This window comes from Chthonobacter rhizosphaerae (genome assembly GCF_013839525.1).
GTDB classification, from domain to species: domain Bacteria; phylum Pseudomonadota; class Alphaproteobacteria; order Rhizobiales; family Pleomorphomonadaceae; genus Chthonobacter; species Chthonobacter rhizosphaerae.
Window position 1 is genome coordinate 214,644 of the sequence record NZ_JACDIS010000008.1, and the last position, 17,118, is coordinate 231,761.

A 17,118-nucleotide genomic window follows, 5' to 3' on the forward strand; every position below is an offset into this window, starting at 1 on the left:
GGGACCAGGGCCCACTTCATGACAGATCCCGAACCGGAGGGCGGACATCGGCCGCTCGCCGCCGAGTCCATTCCGGCGGACGACGCCAGCCGCCCGGCGGCCGTCGCCGGGGGCGACAGGATTCGGGCCGGCACGCCGGCCTTTCGGCGCGCCTCGTGGGGCCTGTTCTCGGCGGGCTTTGCGACCTTCGCACTTCTCTACAGCGTGCAGCCGCTGCTGCCGCAGTTCTCGCTCACGTTCGGCGTCTCGCCGGCGGAGAGCAGCCTCGCCCTGTCGCTGACCACGGGCGTGCTGGCGGTCGCCATGCTGGTGGCGAGCACGGTGTCGGAGGTGGTGGGGCGCAAGCGGGTGATGCTGACGGCGCTGACCCTTTCGGCGCTGGCCACCCTGGCGGTCGCGGTGGCGCCGGCCTGGTCGCAGATCCTCGGCCTGCGGGCGCTGACGGGCCTGGCGCTCAGCGGGCTGCCGGCCGTCGCCATGGCCTATCTAGTGGACGAGATGGAGAAGGACGCGGTCGGCCGGGCCATGGGGCTCTACATCGGCGGATCGGCCTTCGGCGGCATGAGCGGACGGCTGATCGTCGGCGTCCTGGGAGAGGCCTTCGGCTGGCGGCCGGCGCTCGGCTTGATGGGGGCGATCGGTCTCGCCGCCGCGCTCGTGTTCTGGCTGAGCCTGCCGGCGGCGCGGAACTTCAAGCCGGCGCGGCCGGACCTCGGCGCACTGACGCGGTCGCTGTTCCGTCACTTGAAGGATCCGGGCCTGTGCCTTCTGTTCCTTCAGGGTTTTCTGCTGATGGGCGGCTTCGTCGCCCTCTACAACTATCTCGGCTACCACCTGCTGGAGCCGCCCTACGGCCTCAATCAGGCGGAGATCAGCCTCATTTTCCTCTGCTACCTGCTCGGCACCGCGGCGTCGGCCTGGATGGGCTCGCTGTCCGACCGGCTCGGGCGCCGGCGCGTGCTGTGGGCGGCGATCCTGGTGATGCTGGCGGGCGTGCTGACGACCCTCGCCGAGCCGCTGGCGATCGTGGTGGCCGGCATCGCCATCGCGACCTTCGGCTTCTTCGGCGCCCATTCGGTGGTGAGCGCCTGGGTGGGGCTGCGGGCGGAGACGGCGAAGGCCCAAGCCTCGTCGCTCTACCTGCTGGCCTATTATCTCGGGTCCAGCGTCGCCGGGACGCTCGGCGGCGTGGCATGGGCCTGGGGCGGGTGGTCGGCAGTGGTAGGCGGCGTGGCGGGGCTGACGGTGGCGGGACTGGTGGTCGCGCTCGTGCTCTCGCGCATGCCGCCGCCGAAGTGGATGCGGGTGAAGGGTCGGGCATGATTCCTCCCCTCAGAAGTGGGGCCGGCGAAGCCTGGGGAGGGGTCGTGTTTGCGGGGCGGATAGGGCGCGTTTTTCGTCCGGATGAGGCGACTTCGGGAGCGGAAGACGACCCCTTCCGGCCCTTCGGGCCACCTTCCCCTGAGGGGAAGGATGAGTGGCCAGGGCGCATGATCCCTCCCCTCAGGGGAGGGTCCGGCGAAGCCGGGGGAGGGGTCGTGTTTGCGGGGTGGGGAGGGCGCGTAATTCGTCCGGATGAGGCGGGTTTCGGGAGCGGAAGACGACTCCGTCCGGCCGTTCTCGCCAACGCCGGACTCGGAGAATGGGTCTCCTCGGCCTAAGCTTCGCCATTTCCCCACAAGGGCCAAAAAACGCGTTCCAACCAGCGACCGGCTCGACTATGACGCCGGGTGGACCACTCGTGGGAGATCGCCGGAGATGGACGCACGCATCGCAGACGCTTCCGGGGTGAGGGGCACCCCCATGGGCCGCAGGACGGCCTGGCTGTCGGCGCCGGGCACGGTGGCGGGCTTCTGGCTGATCTACGGGCTCGTCCACACGCTGGCGCTGGGTCTCCTCTATCCGTCGGTCGCCCATGTGGACGCGAATTCGGTCGACACCATGCAGGGCGTGCTGGCGGCCGCCTATCAGGTGAACAATCCGCCGTCCTACGAGTGGATGCTCTACGCGGTGCAGCAGGTGGCGGGCGAAGGGCCGATGTCGCACCTCATCCTGCGCTACATGTTGATGGGGCTTCTGGGCGTCATCGTCTACGCCATGGTGCGGGCCTATTCGGGCAGCGCCGCGCAGGGCGCGGCGGCGTCCTACGGGCTCCTCGGGTTCTTCTGGTTCGCCTGGTACATGCACGAGGGCATGACGCACACCATCACGCTGGTGGTGCTGTGCTTCCCGTTCCTGGCCGCCACGGTCCGCCATCTGGAGCGGCCGACGGTGGCGTCGGCGGTGCTCCTCGGCCTGGCGGCGGGGGTGGGGCTCATCGCCAAGTTCAACTTCGCCATCCTGATCGGCGCGGTGGCGCTGACGGCGGCGAGCGACCGGACGATGCGGGGGCGTCTCCTCGACGGGCGGCTGCTGCTCACGGTCGCGGTGGCCGCGATGATCGCGACGCCGGTGATCCTGGCGGTGAGGGACCTCGGCGGCGACATCGCGGCCATGTCGGCGCAGCAGCTGACGGAGAACCGGGAGGGCCATCTGGCGCGATCGCTGGTCGGCGCCGGGCGATACGTCGGGGCGCTGGTGCTGTTCTTCCTGCCGTGGGGGCTGATCGCGGCGTGGCTTCTGGTCCGGAGTCGGCAGGAGGGAGCGGCGGAGCGTCCGGCGGTGCGGCCGGTTGCGGAGCGGCTGTTCGGGCGGTTCAACAGGGTGGCGATTCCGGCCGGGTTCGTGGCGGTGATCCTGTTCGGCGTGGTGAGCGCGTCGGAGCGATATCTGTTTCCGGTGGCGCTCTGCGTCGTGCTCGCCTTTCACGTCACGCTGGCGCGGCGGATCGACGAGCGGCGGCAGGTGGCGGTGTTCGCGGGCGTCGGGGCGGTGGTGTTCGCGGTGACGCTCGGCGTGCGGGTCGCGATGGCGCTGACGGGTTCGGTGCCCGAGGACCGGGAGAACAAGCGGCTCGATCCCTACGACCGGCTGGCGGTGGAGTTGGACCGGCGCGGGCTGGGCGAGGCCTTCTTCATCGCCAACGACCGATACGAAGCCGGAAACCTCGCGACCTTCCTGCCGACGGCCCATGCGGCGGGGCTGTTGAGCCAGCGGCTGCGCCAGCCGATGACCTATGCGCCGAACGGGCGGTGCGTGCTCTTCTACAAGGGGCGGTTCGAGACCGACGGGCCGCGGCCGCAGCCGGCCGCGCCGCCGAAGCGGATCGCGGCGCTGATGCCGGCGGGGGCGGCGGTGGAGACGGTTCGGGTGCCGTGGCAGGCGTCCGTGGTCGGCCCGCCGCGGACGGGGGTGTTCCACCTCGTCGACCTCGGCACGGGGGCGCAGGCGTGCCAGGACGTGTTCGGGGCGGCGGAGTGACGTTCACCGATTGGTGACGCCGACCCCCTTTCGCACATGCGGCAAGGGGGGCTACACCTTCCAGCCTCGGATCCGTTCCCGGAGACTGCCATGACCGTGTCGCAGACCGCTCCCATCGACGTCTATTACTGGCCGACCCCCAACGGCTGGAAGATCACCGTCCTCCTCGAGGAGCTCGGTGTCCCGTACACCGTCCACTTCGTGAACATCGGCAAGGGCGATCAGTTCAAGCCCGAGTTCCTGGCGATTTCGCCGAACAACAAGATGCCCGCCATCGTGGACCCGGAAGGGCCGGACGGTCAGCCGATCGCGGTGTTCGAGTCGGGCGCGATCCTGCAGTATCTCGGCCGCAAGTTCAGCCGGTTCTACCCCTCCGACGAGCGCAAGCGGGTGGAGGTGGACCAGTGGCTGATGTGGCAGATGGGCGGCTTCGGCCCGATGCTCGGCCAGAATCACCACTTCTCCATCTACGCGCCGGAGAAGATCCCCTACGCCATCAAGCGCTACCAGGACGAGACGCACCGCCTGTACGGCGTGCTCGACAAGCAGCTGAGGGGCCGCGAGTACGTGGCCGGCGACTATTCGATCGCCGACATGGCGATCGTGGGCTGGGCCAAGATGCACGAGCGCCAGGGCATCGACGCGGCCGAATTCCCGGACTTCAAGGCCTGGCTCGGCCGGGTGCTCGCCCGTCCGGCGGTGCAGAAGGGCATGGACATCAAGGCGCCGGAGCAGACGAACCTGGCCGACGACAAGGAAGCCCAGAAGGTCCTGTTCAACCAGCGCGCCCGCTGAGACGACCGGACAGGCGGCGCGCCGGCCGGGTGGCCGGCGCGTCCGTCCGGCGCGGTCGCGCTACTTGGCGCGGGTCCAGGTCTCGCCCTTGCAGATGAGACCGCCGAGCACGCAGCCTTCCAGCTTGAGGCTGTCCGGGCCGACGAGGGTGGCGTAGCCGGTGTAGGTGCGGCCGTCCTCGGCGTTGTAGATCTCGCCCTTCCATTCGGCCGGCTTCTTGGTGGGCTTCAGGCCGCTCATGATGCGGCGGCCGACGAGTGGCTCCGACCGGCGCGCCGGGTCCGGGTTCCTGGTGTCCGGCTGGGGCGAGCGCATCCAGACGATCCGGCCGCAGAGCGCCCCGCCGCAGGGGCTGATCTCGATGCGCGAGGCCCCGTTCGGGCGCGCCCAGACGCCCGTGGCGTCCGCCGCCGCCGAGGGCGCGACGCCGGACACCAGAATGGCCGCCACCACGAGGGCGCGCGCCAGCATGCGTTCGATCACGACAAATCCTCCCTGAAATCCGCCGTCGCGGCGGAGCGCCCCCGCGGTCTTCCGGCGCTGGGGGCGACGCGCCGCAGCTTACGTAAACGTCAGTTCATTGCAAGCGGGATTGCCGGCGGGCTGGTCTCTCCGGGAGGGCCGATCCGGGCGTACGCGAGCGTCACGGCGGCAGCCGCCGGTCGCGGCGGGGCTTGGAGCCATGGGCGCCGGACCGCGTGCGAAGCGCTGAAAAACGATCGGTCATGGTGAAGCGATCGTTTCTCCGTAACCGGCAAATCTCTGACTATTCGAGCGCTGTTTCCCCGGATTTCCGCTGAATTCAGCGTTAGCGGATCGTGAAGGTAATCTGTCGTTATGAGTTTTTTCTCCGATCGTTAAGCGTTCCATTTAACATGGCTTTTAATCGAGTTCGTCAGCATTGGATTGTCTTCGGAAAATGATGCTGAAGACTTGATGTTCAAGAACGAGAACAGATCAGAGGGCTCAGAATGGCTCGTTTAGACATGGCTCCGGCCGAGATGATGGCCGAAGGACAGGCGGCCACCGGCGACATCCTGTTCCAGCTCGGCGTGATGTACGCGACCGGCCGCACGGTGCCGACCGATCTCGTCGCCGCCCACAAGTGGTTCAACCTCGCCGCCCAGCGCGGCAACACGGACGCCGCCCGCTACCGGCGCGAAGTGGCCGCGGAGATGACCGCCGCCGAAGTCGCCGCCGCCCAGCGGGAGGCGCGGGAATGGATGTCGCGCGTCTGATCCGCCCGACGCGCGTCCGCCTTCCGATGGTCCAGGCTCGCTGAACGGCGGCCGCCTTCCGGTCCGCCGTTCCGCACCCGTCCCCCGGGCCGGTCTTCCGCCTTCCCGACGCTCGCGCCCCATCATCGCTTGGCAGCCGCCGGAGCGGATGATAATGGGCCGTTCGGCAGTGACGCGCCCCCTCGTGCGGCGCGCTCCGAACTCGTCTGGCGAAAGGTGTCCGGGATGGACAAGGCATTCATGGCGGCGCAAACCGCGCGGATGATGCTGGAGGTCAAGGCCATCCAGTTCAACGCGGAAAAGCCCTACATCTTCACGTCCGGCTGGGCGAGCCCGGTCTACGTGGACTGCCGCAAGCTCATCTCCTTCCCGCGCCTGCGCAAGCGCCTGATGGAGTTCGGCACCGAGATGATCCTGTCGGAGATCGGCGCCGAGTCGCTCGACGCGATCGCGGGCGGCGAGACCGCCGGCATTCCCTTCGCGGCCTGGCTGTCGGACCGCCTCGAACTCCCCATGCTCTACGTGCGCAAGAAGCCCAAGGGCTTCGGCCGCAACGCCCAGATCGAGGGCGACGTGCGGGAAGGCTCGCGCGTGCTTCTCGTCGAGGACCTCGCCACCGACGGCGCGTCCAAGCTGACCTTCGCGGAGGCGCTGCGCGCCGCCGGGTGCCAGGTTTCGGACACCTTCGTGATCTTCCACTACGGGATCTTCAAGGAGAGCGCGTCCGTGCTCGCCGACGCCGGCGTTCGCCTGCACGCGCTGGCGACCTGGTGGGACATCCTGGCGGAGGCCAAGCGCTCCGGCGCCTTCCCGACCGCCACCCTCGACGCGGTGGAGGCCTTCCTGAACGCGCCCGCCGCGTGGTCCGCCGCCCACGGCGGCCGCTCCGAGATGGCGGCGCCGTCGGGAAGCTGAAGCGGGGCTTGACCAGGCGGGCCGAAGACCCAAGTGAGTGGGGGCGGGGACGACCCCGCCCCGTCGATGTTCTCGGAAGGGACGACCCTTCATGTCATGAGGGTTCGTCCCATGTCGTGGTTCATTCTCCTCGTCGCCGGCCTTTTCGAAATCGGCTGGGCGGTGGGTCTCAAGTATACGGACGGCTTCACGCGCCCGGTGCCGGTCGTGCTCACGATCGGCGCCATGCTGGCGAGCGTGGTGCTGCTCGGGGTGGCGCTCCGGGATCTGCCGCTCGGCACCGCCTACGCGGTCTGGACCGGGATCGGCACGGTCGGCACGGCCGTGTTCGGCATGCTGATCCTCGGCGAGCCGGCCGACGCCCTGAGGGCCATGTGCATCGCCTTGATCGTGGCCGGAATCGCCGGGCTGAAGCTCCTGTCGCCGCACTGACGCCGCGGCCTATCGCCGGGCAGGGGCGCCCCGGGCGCGACCTCCGATCCCGCCGTTAGCGGCAGGGGAGATCGCGGCGCAGCAAGCCAATAGAGTCATCCGACCAAAAAAGCGGTCGTCCGAGTGAACGATCGGCGCGGTCGCACGTTCCTCCTCCGTCTCGGACTTCGCAGGGCTGCCTTGCGGCCCACGCGGGACCGAACATGACGCGGTGGTATGACTTGGCCTCGGCGCTTGGCGCCGAGGCTCTTTCCGACCGCCGCGTTCGATCCCGGCGAGCCGGTCATCCCGTCCGGCGCCGCGCGGTGCGGGCCGCAAGAGCCCGCGCGCCTGAGCTCAATCGGAGGAGATTCCCATGACGATGGACACCGGACCGAGAGATCCCCGTTCACGGTCCCGCAACACGACGGTCATTGTCGTCCTCGTGATCGCGGTGATCCTGGCGATCATCTTCATCTTCGGGTTCGGCGGCTCCGATACCGAGACGACTCCGACGACCGGGACCGACACGACCGAGCCGGTGACGCCGGATACGGCCACGCCTCCGGCCACCACCACGCCGGACACGGCCACGCCTGACACGACGATACCTCCGGCGACGACCACCCCGGACCCGGCGACGCCTCCGGCGACGACCACCCCGGACCCGACGACGCCTCCGGCCACCACCACGCCGCCGGCGACGCCGCCCGCCCAGTAAGACACCAACGTCCGCGCAGCATGTGGCCACCGTCCTTTTCGGGCGGTGGCCTTTTCGTGCTTGGCGTCCGGCCGGACACCCCGGAACCGTAGGGTGGGGCGGCGTGGCGCGGCAGTTGGCGAGCCCGTTTGATTGTTGCATATGTAAGACCATTCGCGGCGCGACCGATGGCGGAGCGGTGCGATCAGACAGGGGTTGCGACTTGCACTTGCCGATCGATCGACGCGCGGCGGACGGCGAGGGGGCGGTCCGCGTGGCGGATCTGCTGGACACCACCGATTGGGCGGCGACGAGCCTCGGCCCCCGGGACGCCTGGCCGGCGGCGCTCAGCCTCGCCATCGCGCTGATGATGCAGTCCGGCTTCCCGATGTCGGTGCGCTGGGGCCGCAACTTCGTCTTCTTCTACAATGAAGCCTATGCGCCGATCCTCGGCGACAAGCATCCGGCCGCCTTCGGCCGGCCGATGGCCGAGGTGTGGAGCGAGCTCTGGTCGCAGGTGGGCCCGATGCACGAGGACCTCCTCGCCGGCCGCCAGTCGTCCATCTACCTGGAGGATCAGAAGTTCACCGTCGCGCGGAGCGACGGCGGGCCGGACACCGCCTACTTCACCTTCTGCTACAGCCGGATCCCCGACCCGACGGCGCCCGGCGGCACCGGCGGGGTGTTCTGCGCGGCTGTGGAGAACACGCGCCGGATCCGCGCCGAGGCGGCGCGGAAGTCGAGCGAGGAGCGGCTGCAACTGGCGCTGGAGGCCTCCGGGGCGATCGGCGTGTGGGATTGGGACGTGACCGCGGACGAGGTGGTGGCGGACGCCCGGTTCGCCACCCTGTTCAACGTGGGCGCGGACGACGCCCGGGCCGGGACGCCCATCGACGTCTACGTCTCCGCCATCCACCCGGACGATCGGGACCGGGTGGCGATTGAAATCAGCCGGGTGGTGCAGACGGGCGGCGAGTACAACGCCGAATACCGGGTGGTGTCGGCGAACGGGACCATCCGCTGGGTGCTGGCGCGCGGCCGCTGCACGCCGCCGCGCCCCGGCGAGCGGCAGCGCTTCCCCGGCGTGGTGGTGGACATTACCGAGCGGCAGCGGGCGGCGGACGCCCTGCGCGAAACCGAGGCGCGGTTCCGCGCGGTGGCCGACAGCGTGCCGGCGCTGATGTGGATGAGCGACGCGGCCGGGCAGGTGGTGTTCGCCAATCGCTGGTACGAGACGTTCGGCCTGAGCCCGGAGGAGGTGCTGGGCGTCGGCTGGCGTCGCATCCTGGTGCCGGAGGATCTGCCGGGCTTCGACGAGGCGTTCCGCGCCGCCTTCGAGGCGCGCGCGCCCTTCCGCAGCGACGTGCGCGTGCGCAACGCCGCCGGCCAGGTGAGGTGGCTCCACTGCGAGGGAATCGCCCGGTTCGACGGGGCAGGGCGGTTCCTCGGCTACACCGGCTGCAACGTGGACGTGACCGAATCGAAAGCCGCCGCCGAGCACCTGCACCTGTTGGTGGGCGAGCTGAACCACCGGGTGAAGAACAGCCTGGCGACGGTGCAGTCGATCGCGCTGCAGACCCTGCGCGACGTGCAGGAGCCCGGCGAGGTGCGCGAACGCTTCCTGTCGCGCCTGCACGCCCTGGGGCGCGCCCACGACGTGATCACCGCCGAACGGTGGGACGGCGCCTGGCTCGCCCGAGTGGTGGAGCGGGCGATCGAGCCCTTCCAGGGCGACGGTCGCCGGTTCGACGCGAGCGGCGCGCCGGTGCGGCTGCAGCCGCCGGTGGCGCTGTCCTTCTCGCTGGCCCTGCAGGAACTCTGCACCAACGCGGCGAAATACGGGGCGCTGAGCCGGCCCGACGGGGTGGTGCGGATCCGCTGGTGGCTGGACCGCACGCCGACGGGGCGGCTGCTGCGCTTCAGCTGGGCCGAAGAGGGCGGCCCGCCCGTGTCGCCGCCGACCCGCAGGGGCTTCGGCACCCGCCTGATCGAGAAGGGCCTCGCCTTCGAGCTGGACGCTACCGTGATCCTTGACTTCCCGCCTTCCGGCGTGCGCTGCACGATCGAGGCGCCCATCGGGTGAGGGACGGGCGGCGGTCGCCGTCCACCGGGTCCGTCGCCCCGCTTGCGTCATGAGGTCTTGACCCGAACCCCTCGAGCCTCTACGAAATCGGCGCACGGAGCTGTGGCCGAGAGGCTGAAGGCGGCGGTTTGCTAAACCGTTGTACGGGCGTAAACCCGTACCGAGGGTTCGAATCCCTCCGGCTCCGCCATTTTTCTGTGCATCTCCTTGAACGAACGCGCATTTCGGGCAGCGGGCGCTTGGTGGCCCTCAACTCGGCCCACAAATTGATTTGTTCGCAGCTTCGCAGAACCGGAGGGCCCGAGTTTACCAAGCGGACCGATGGACCAGACTTTCGACACTGTCGGCGCCGTTCGTTTCGCTGCGCGGGCCCTCGCTGCAGGCTGCCGGATTATTGCCAGGCGGCTTAGGGCTAGACGCTCCATGCTTTTGATAGTGATCGCAGCAAATTGTTATCGCGAACTGCGATCTCCCCACGAGGCGAAAGCCGATACCTCATATCCCACTGACCATCTCCGGCATCCGTGAGGACGCACGCCCAACTCGCCTTAGGTTACTATCCGTCCGAGAAGTTCGCCCGCCTGATCGAGCGCCGCACGCGCCCGTCCTCGTCGACGTCCGCACGGACGAGGACTTTGCCGCCGATCTACGCCTCCTCGGCGCGCGGTCCGTTCAGGACTTTCGCCTCCCGGGGCCAACACTTGACGGGATGGTACGAAGTTGTTCTCTACCGGCGTGGCGCTAAGCTGAGCGATGGAGCCCTGGATGTGGGCCTCGTTCCACGGCAGTGCTCGACAGGTAGATGGACCGCCCCCTTAGGGAGTACCACGGCCGTGACGGACGGAGAGACTCGGCTAAACCGATCCAGGTTCGCACGCCTCAGTCGTCATCGCCCACAGAGCGACGGCTCAAATCTGATTGAGGGGAAGAACCAAGGTAATCAGCCGAGCAAGATCCGCTTGCCGATTGACGCCCAGTTTAGAGTAGATCGCTTTGATCGTCGTGCGGACTGTATTGGAAGAGATGCGCAGTTCGGCAGCGATGTCATTGGGGGGCTTACCGACGGACAGCATGTGCGCCACACGAGCCTGCGCCCGCGTTAAACCGAGCGCCCTTAAAACTAGATCGCATCCGTCGTCGGACGGGTCCTCAGCATCGATTGCAAGGAGCATCACCGCGTGAGCCGGGATGATGCTGCTGAACTGGCGCTCAATGGTTTGTGGCGAAACCGGGATGCCACGGACGAGCAGAGGCAAGATACTCGACTGACGATGCAAGGCAATGAGTTCCGGGCCGGGGTTCCCGAAGCGACTGGCTGATGCACCAGCGATCATGTTGTCCAGCGCGCGCTGTTGCTGCGGGCTCTCAGCCAGCAGCTTACCGCGCCTAATTCCGATGCCTCTACCGACCAGGGCACGAAAGTTATCGTTGGCGGACAGGAGCGTACCGTCGTACCGCACCATGGCCACACCGCAGGAAAACCGGTCATAGGCAGAGATCAGGGTGTCCCGTTCAGCCTTTAAGCTGCGAAGCTGCGCGCCCATTGCGGCCGCCCTGGTAATGTGGTCACTGAGAAGTGACATCTGCTGCTGCATCTTCCCGTCGTACTCGACCGATAGTGGGCTTTGTAAAGCTATAGAGAGCGTCGTATCCTCAAATGGGGTCGCGATGATGCCAAGATTTGTGCTGATGTCGTATTTTGCCAAAAACTCCTGGTAGAAGCTCCCACGCACCATCACTTCTTCTGGAAGCACCAGCCGATCCACGATGATGCCCTCCTTTATCCCGATCGCCCGCGCGGTCCTTACCATTGGATCTTCGTGCCACCAGCTGCGCTCATACTCCTCAACGCCCTCCTTAAGGTTGTTCGACGCGTGCAGAAGTGACCGATTACGCGTTAGGATATGCATAACTGCCCCTACGGCCCCGAAATGGGCGGCATACCTGTCCAACGCCACTGTCCAATGAGACTCGTCCAATGACGAATCGTAAAATTCGCGGATCAATCCGAACAGATTCTCTTCCGACATGCCGTTCACCCCGAGACAGCACAGTCTTCATCTAACCACAGGCAGCCAAGGCAGTAGAAGTGGTAAACTCGAGCGAGTTATTGATCAGCCACACGGTGCCTGTTTTTCTGTCCTGCCGCTCGTGCTGCATATGTTCCGCAATCGCGGGACAAAGGGGGCCGGGCCATCTAAGCTGCCCGCCCTCGCCCGAAGCTGGATCGCGTCGCCAGCCCTTAGCTGACCCGCTGCTTCATTGTCCCGCAGCGGTCACCCCTAGATCGCTGGTGCAGCGACGCAGCCGAGGAGGTGTACAACTGGTCGACGAGCTGAAAGGGAGGCGCGTGATAGTCGAGTTTACTGTTATAAACGCGACAGCATGAGAGCGATCTGCCCGGCCGGCTCGCAGAACGAGAGGAGGCTGATGCGCGCCCAAACCGCGGTTGCCTTGGCGAGTGTCGGACTGCGATGGACCTCGTCACCGCTCATCGGTTCCCGGATGGTAATCGAGGCTCGTGACCGCGGGACGAGGCCCGATCAAGCGGCCGATTGGACCTGAAGCCCGGTATGGCTACCGTCGGCATGGGCGCGCCGAACAGGAACCCCTGCGCATGGTCGCAACCGGCTTCCCGCAGTATCGCCGCCTGCCGATCCGTCTCCACTCCCTCGGCAATCACGGAAAGCCCGACGCTGTGGGCCATCGCGATTACCCCGGCTACGATCGCCGAGTCACTGCGATCCCGCTCCATGTCGGCGATGAAGCTCCGGTCGATCTTAATGGCGTCTATGGGGAAGCGCTTCAAATGGATCAAAGATGCGTAGCCAGTACCAAAGTCATCGAGCGCGATCTGCACCCCGGCCTCTTTGAATCGACGGAGGACCTCGGCTGCTTGGCATGCATGTCCTTCGACGAGGACGTTTTCGGTGATCTCGACCTCGAGAAGTTCCGGCCCGACACCCTGCTCGGCGAAGTGCGCTACGAAGATCTCGGCTATGCCGGGGACCGCAAATCCCTGCGGAGAGATGTTGATTGCGACCCGACCGAACCGCAGTCCGGCGTCCAGCCATGAACGCATGTCAGTAGCCGCCCGACGGCATACCGCCCGACCAAGGGCAAGCATGGACGTGGCGTCACTGAACGCGTCGCCGAAAGCTTGAGGCGTGAGGGTGCCCCGGTCCGGATGCACCCAGCGCGCCAGTGCCTCGAAGCCGACAACGTCGCCCGAGCGGAGATCCACCTTCGGCTGGTAGTGGGGTTCCACCTGCTCTAGCGCGACCGCTTCACGGAAGGTCGCGATCACGGCGCTGCGCCGTTCCACGCGCGCCAGCATCTCCGGTGCGAATGCTGCGGCCCGGCTCCGCCCTGCACCTTTCGCCGCGTAAAGAGCGAGGTCAGCGGCGCGCAGCAAGGACTCCGGCGACTTTCCGGCGACTGACGAACTGGCGGTGCCGATTGAGCAATGCACCGCGAAACGGTTGCTTTTGATCTCCAAGGAGGAATCTAAGCTATTCATGAGATGCCCCGCCACTTCGTCCGGGTCGCCCCCAGCTTCGAGCAGCAGCGCGAACTCGTCGCCCCCGAGACGCGCCATGGTGCTGTCCGGGCAAGCGGCCCGGAAGCGCTTCGCCACGGCTAGCAGGAGCTGATCACCCGCATCGTGTCCAAGCGTGTCGTTCACCTGCTTGAAATCGTCGAGGTCAACAAGCACGAGGCTATATTCATGTCCCGCGTCGCATGCCTGCCGGAGCCGCTCCTTGAATGCTGCGCGGTTATAAAGACCGGTGAGGGCGTCGTGTTCGGCTGCCAACCGGAGCCTCTCCTCCGCCTCGATCCGCTTCGACACATCCTTCACGGCGCCGACGACGCGAATCGGGAGCCCGTCACTGTCCCGGACGAGGCGCGCCCACTCGGCGACCCACAGAGTGCGCCCAGACAACGGCAGGACGTAGCGATACTCGAGATGGTAGCCCTGAGCGTCTCCCCCAAGCATCGCGTCATAGGCTGCAACAACTATGTCGCGGTCCTCGGGGTGAACGATGTTCCAGAATACCTCGTCCATGACCGGCAGGACCTCCGGCCATTCCATCAGCAATTTGAGCTCACGTGACCAGACTGGCTTCCCGGTGGCAAGGTCAAATTCCCATACCGCAAGACCGGAGGCCTCGACGGCCAGTCGGAGCCGCTCCTCCGTTAGGAAGTTTTGATCCTTTTCCTGCGTCGGCGGCAGGTGACCGAACTGACCATGGGCTAGAACCGCAGGCAGCAAGGACATCCTGCAGTCCCGCTCCTCGGCTTTTCTGCGATCAGCCGCTCTCATGCGCTCGATGATCCAGTTTCCGTACATGACACAAGAATGCAGCACGATCGCTAATCCAAGCTGAACGCCGGAACTGCCCAGCCGCTCTAGCGTCTGCAGCACCTAGGCTATGTGTCAGAGAGCTGGGCGGAAGCGGGACATGCGGGCGGATACGAGAAGAAGCGTGGGTTGGTCCCACGCTCCCTTCAGTTCGCAGCGGCCTCGCTCCGCGGCAAAGATTGATCCGCGGCAGCAAGCCAGACAATTCGACGCGATCAGGAAACGGTTCCGGCGCTCAGGATGCCTTGCAAATGTCGGAGCGCTTACGTTGATCGAAGGCCTTCAGGTCGAGAGCAAGGTCGACAACAGTGGCGGCGTGAAGCTTGCGGGGATCCATCTCTCCACCGATGCCATGGCTGAGGAAGATTTCCTGGACGTCAGGCGAACGCAGCAAGCCACCCATTCCCCAGTCGGGAAACTGACGCTGGATCAGTGGGCGGACCGTCATCACCGTCGCTTCGCGATGTCGAGAATCTTTTTCGATCCGCTTGTATGTTGCCTGAATTATCTCAAGATTTCCTTCGAGGATCTGTAGAAACCAAACCTTGTCGAAGATGAGCGATCCGGTGACCCCATCCCGCTGGTTGTTACGCTGGGAGACACCAAGGATTTCCTTGAGGCCCTTGAGCAGGTCGCCCGACATGGTATTCCGGCTGAAGTAAATAAGCTGATGCATCTGCGTTCCTCCCATTGCGAGCCAGCTTACGCCATGCAAACTGCAACAGATCTCCGGCGTTCAGAATTGGGTTAATCATATGCCTACGAGGTCGAGCGATTTGTCAGGCAGCATGGCCGCAAAGCGCCAGGGCAGACCAAGAGCGCTTACGTGGCTTCGCTGTCGTTACGCCCTGTTACGCGGAATTTAACCGACCACGACACCGTGAAGTGCGTGACGGCTCGCCGTATCGCAACCTGAGCCTCGCCCGTGTAAAGTGTTCGAATGTGGCCGCGCCGCGGACCGCAGCAGTTTCATCGAAGGATCGGATCCATGAGCTTCGTCGACTGGGGGCTCGACCTTCGCAAGCGACTGCGCATCGGCTCCGCCGATGGCGGGCTGGCGGACGCCTCGCTTGCGGTGCTCCTTGAGAACGTCCCGGTGACATTGGCCGTCATCCACGGCCCGGAGCACAGGTACGCTTTCGCGAACCGAGCCTACCGGGCGGCAGTAGGAAGAAGCGACCCCATTGTCGGCTTGACGCTGACGGACGCACTCGGAGCCGATGCGGCTGTCGTCTGGGGTCCAATCCTCCACGAGGTGAGGACGGGCGGGATGCCGTGGCACCGCGAGGAGGTCAAGGACCCGTTCGAGGGGCGGATCTGGAATTTGCACATCCTGCCGCTCCAGGACGAGGGGGGACAGAACGTAGGCGTTCTGTCGCTTGGACTGGACGTCACAGCGGAGGTTGAGGCCCGGCGCAAGGCCGAGGATTCCCGAGCCGAAACGCTTCGGAATCTTGAGCGCCTCGAATTGGCCGTGGAGGCAACCGACCTCGGGATGTGGGAGTGGGATGTCCAGACCGGAAAGGTGTTCTGGTCGGAACGGCAGAGGCGGATATTTGGCCTCCCGCAAGGGGTCGAGCCCTCCTTCGAGTTCTGGCGCGACGCCATCCATCCCGAAGACCGGGACGGCGTGCTCGCAGCCGTGAGCTCCTTGATGAACCCGGCGTCTGGAGGGCGGCTCACCGTCGAGCACAGGGTGGTGCGGCCGGACGGATCGATGTCCTGGATTACGGGGCGTGGCCGGATGATGTATGGCGAGCGGGACGGAAAGACGGTTACGGTCCGGCTGCTCGGCACGATTCTCGACGTGACAGAACGCAAGGCCGCGGAGGAGACCCGGCAACTGCTCCTGCGAGAGATGGACCACAGGATCAAGAACGTCTTCGCCATTGCAGACGGGATCGTGGCGGTGAGCGCTAGGAGCAGTGCGACCCCCGGCGAGCTTGCCGATGCTGTTCGGGGGCGCCTGCAAGCCCTCGCCGCCTCCCATGCCCTGGTCCGCCCGCTGGTGGACGGTACTGGACGGCGCGACCTCGTTGCGATCGCCGATCTGGTCCGCACGGTGCTGAAACCGTTTGCTGACGCCGAGCATCAGGTCACGGTATCCGGTCCAGACATCAAGCTACCGCTCGACCGCGCGTCCGCGCTAGCCTTGGTGCTCCACGAGCTCGCGACCAACGCCCGCAAGTACGGCGGCCTCAGGAACGGGAATGTCTCAGTGTCCTGGCGCATGGAAAGTCACGATCTCAATATCGACTGGGCCGAGCGGACGAAACAACCGGAATGCCTCGGCTCCAACGGCTTCGGATCCCTCCTCCTAGAACGGACGGTCCGCGACACGCTCGGGGGTTCGATCACCCGGGAATGGTCCAACGAAGGCCTGAAGGTGAAAGTCTTGCTTCCGTCGACCCAACCCGCTGGGGACGAAGGGGCGGAGTCCTGAAGAGGCATCAGAGGCAGCGACTAACGATGCAGTGAACCACCTTCATGCAAAAGTCCAGGCACGCGCTCCGGAGCGCCCCGAAGTGGCCTTAAAAGCTTTGGTGGTGGTCGCTCATCCCGACCCCAAGAGCCGTTACCACGCGGTCGCCGCCGCTGTCGTCTAGGGGTTTGCGGAACAGCGGATAGAGGCAACCCTTCGGGATCTTCACCGAGACGGCTTCGACCCGGTCGTGACCGTCGCTGAGCAAGGGGCAACGCGAGCGCCGACCCGATGGTGCGGACCTATTTCGAGGAACTCCTGGTTGCCAAGGGGCCGATGACGGGGGCGCGCCGAGGGGACTCCTGACGACCCGCGCGGCCCTGGTCATCAACACACGCAACACGGAGGAGAACCGATGTTGATTTCCACCCGGAGCTGACCCGGGATAGCGCGTAATTTCCAGTGAGATTTGACCCATGGCCTTCCCCGAACGCGGCGAGCGGCGGGGGCACTGGAGTGATCCACATGGGACTTTTGAATGTCATCCGCCGGATTGCCTTGCGGGAGCAGCTGCCGATCCGGGAGATTGCCCGCCGGACGGGTTTGTCGCGGAACACGATCAGGAAGTATTTGAAGGCCGGCATTATTGAGCCGAAGTTCGCGGTGCCGGAGCGACCAAGCAGGCTCGACCCATTTGCGGACAAGCTCGCGGCGTGGCTGCGCGCTGAGATGGCGAAGTCGCGCAAGCAGCGACGGTCAGTGAAGCAACTGCATGCTGACCTAGTCGCGCTGGGCTACATGGGGTCTTACAATCGAGTTGCCGCCTTTGCC

General features: G+C 66.2%; 13 protein-coding genes, 1 tRNA gene and 1 pseudogene. 11 read left to right on the top strand and 4 right to left on the bottom strand.

From position 1 onward, the window contains the following. Positions 1 to 18: 18 nt before the first annotated feature. The 3 genes from HND91_RS16005 (at position 19) to HND91_RS16015 (ending at position 4,155) form a co-directional block, all read left to right on the top strand. The gene (locus tag HND91_RS16005) at positions 19 to 1,323 is read left to right on the top strand and encodes an MFS transporter (RefSeq protein ID WP_181707603.1); all 1,305 of its coding nucleotides are present in this window, start codon (positions 19 to 21) and stop codon (positions 1,321 to 1,323) included. A 480-nt stretch (positions 1,324 to 1,803) separates the two neighbouring features. After that, complete coding sequence (locus tag HND91_RS16010) at positions 1,804 to 3,360, top strand: glycosyltransferase family 39 protein (RefSeq protein WP_181707604.1); 1,557 nt, start codon at positions 1,804 to 1,806, stop codon at positions 3,358 to 3,360. 90 nt (positions 3,361 to 3,450) lie between these two features. Then, complete coding sequence (locus tag HND91_RS16015; protein WP_181707605.1) at positions 3,451 to 4,155, top strand: glutathione S-transferase family protein; 705 nt, start codon at positions 3,451 to 3,453, stop codon at positions 4,153 to 4,155. Between the two features lie 60 nt (positions 4,156 to 4,215). On the opposite strand, the gene HND91_RS16020 is transcribed toward HND91_RS16015, so the two are convergent. Then, positions 4,216 to 4,638 (bottom strand): DUF2147 domain-containing protein, encoded by a 423-nt coding sequence (locus HND91_RS16020; protein ID WP_210272741.1) that lies wholly within the window; start codon positions 4,636 to 4,638, stop codon positions 4,216 to 4,218. Positions 4,639 to 5,126: 488 nt separating this feature from the next. On the opposite strand from HND91_RS16020, the gene HND91_RS16025 reads away from it, so the two are divergent. The 6 genes from HND91_RS16025 (at position 5,127) to HND91_RS16050 (ending at position 9,692) form a co-directional block, all read left to right on the top strand. Next, positions 5,127 to 5,393: an SEL1-like repeat protein gene (locus HND91_RS16025; RefSeq protein ID WP_181707606.1), complete on the top strand. Its 267-nt coding sequence runs from the start codon at positions 5,127 to 5,129 to the stop codon at positions 5,391 to 5,393. A 225-nt stretch (positions 5,394 to 5,618) separates the two neighbouring features. Further along, entirely contained in the window at positions 5,619 to 6,308 is a 690-nt protein-coding gene (locus HND91_RS16030) for an orotate phosphoribosyltransferase (RefSeq protein ID WP_210272742.1), read from the top strand. 111 nt (positions 6,309 to 6,419) lie between these two features. Further along, a complete protein-coding gene (sugE, locus tag HND91_RS16035; protein WP_181707608.1) occupies positions 6,420 to 6,740 on the top strand; it encodes a quaternary ammonium compound efflux SMR transporter SugE in 321 nt (106 codons plus the stop codon). A 355-nt stretch (positions 6,741 to 7,095) separates the two neighbouring features. After that, positions 7,096 to 7,440 carry a hypothetical protein gene (locus HND91_RS16040; protein WP_181707609.1) on the top strand — a complete coding sequence of 115 codons (345 nt, stop codon included), beginning with the start codon at positions 7,096 to 7,098 and terminating at the stop codon, positions 7,438 to 7,440. A 208-nt stretch (positions 7,441 to 7,648) separates the two neighbouring features. Continuing rightward, positions 7,649 to 9,502 (top strand): sensor histidine kinase, encoded by a 1,854-nt coding sequence (locus HND91_RS16045; protein WP_181707610.1) that lies wholly within the window; start codon positions 7,649 to 7,651, stop codon positions 9,500 to 9,502. Positions 9,503 to 9,598: 96 nt separating this feature from the next. Beyond that, positions 9,599 to 9,692 (top strand) — tRNA-Ser (locus tag HND91_RS16050). A 718-nt stretch (positions 9,693 to 10,410) separates the two neighbouring features. Here HND91_RS16050 and HND91_RS16055 read toward each other — a convergent pair. The 3 genes from HND91_RS16055 to HND91_RS16065 form a co-directional block, all read right to left on the bottom strand. Beyond that, positions 10,411 to 11,532 carry a helix-turn-helix transcriptional regulator gene (locus HND91_RS16055; protein WP_181707611.1) on the bottom strand — a complete coding sequence of 374 codons (1,122 nt, stop codon included), beginning with the start codon at positions 11,530 to 11,532 and terminating at the stop codon, positions 10,411 to 10,413. A gap of 461 nt (positions 11,533 to 11,993) precedes the next feature. Continuing rightward, a complete protein-coding gene (locus HND91_RS16060) occupies positions 11,994 to 13,928 on the bottom strand; it encodes an EAL domain-containing protein (protein WP_181707612.1) in 1,935 nt (644 codons plus the stop codon). A gap of 172 nt (positions 13,929 to 14,100) precedes the next feature. After that, positions 14,101 to 14,541, bottom strand: a complete 441-nt coding sequence (locus HND91_RS16065) for a BLUF domain-containing protein (RefSeq protein WP_181707613.1) — start codon at positions 14,539 to 14,541, stop codon at positions 14,101 to 14,103. 312 nt (positions 14,542 to 14,853) lie between these two features. On the opposite strand from HND91_RS16065, the gene HND91_RS16070 reads away from it, so the two are divergent. Continuing rightward, complete coding sequence (locus tag HND91_RS16070; protein WP_181707614.1) at positions 14,854 to 16,308, top strand: HWE histidine kinase domain-containing protein; 1,455 nt, start codon at positions 14,854 to 14,856, stop codon at positions 16,306 to 16,308. Positions 16,309 to 16,812: 504 nt separating this feature from the next. Then, positions 16,813 to 17,118 (top strand): annotated as a pseudogene (locus HND91_RS16075) (helix-turn-helix domain-containing protein); the annotation flags it as partial.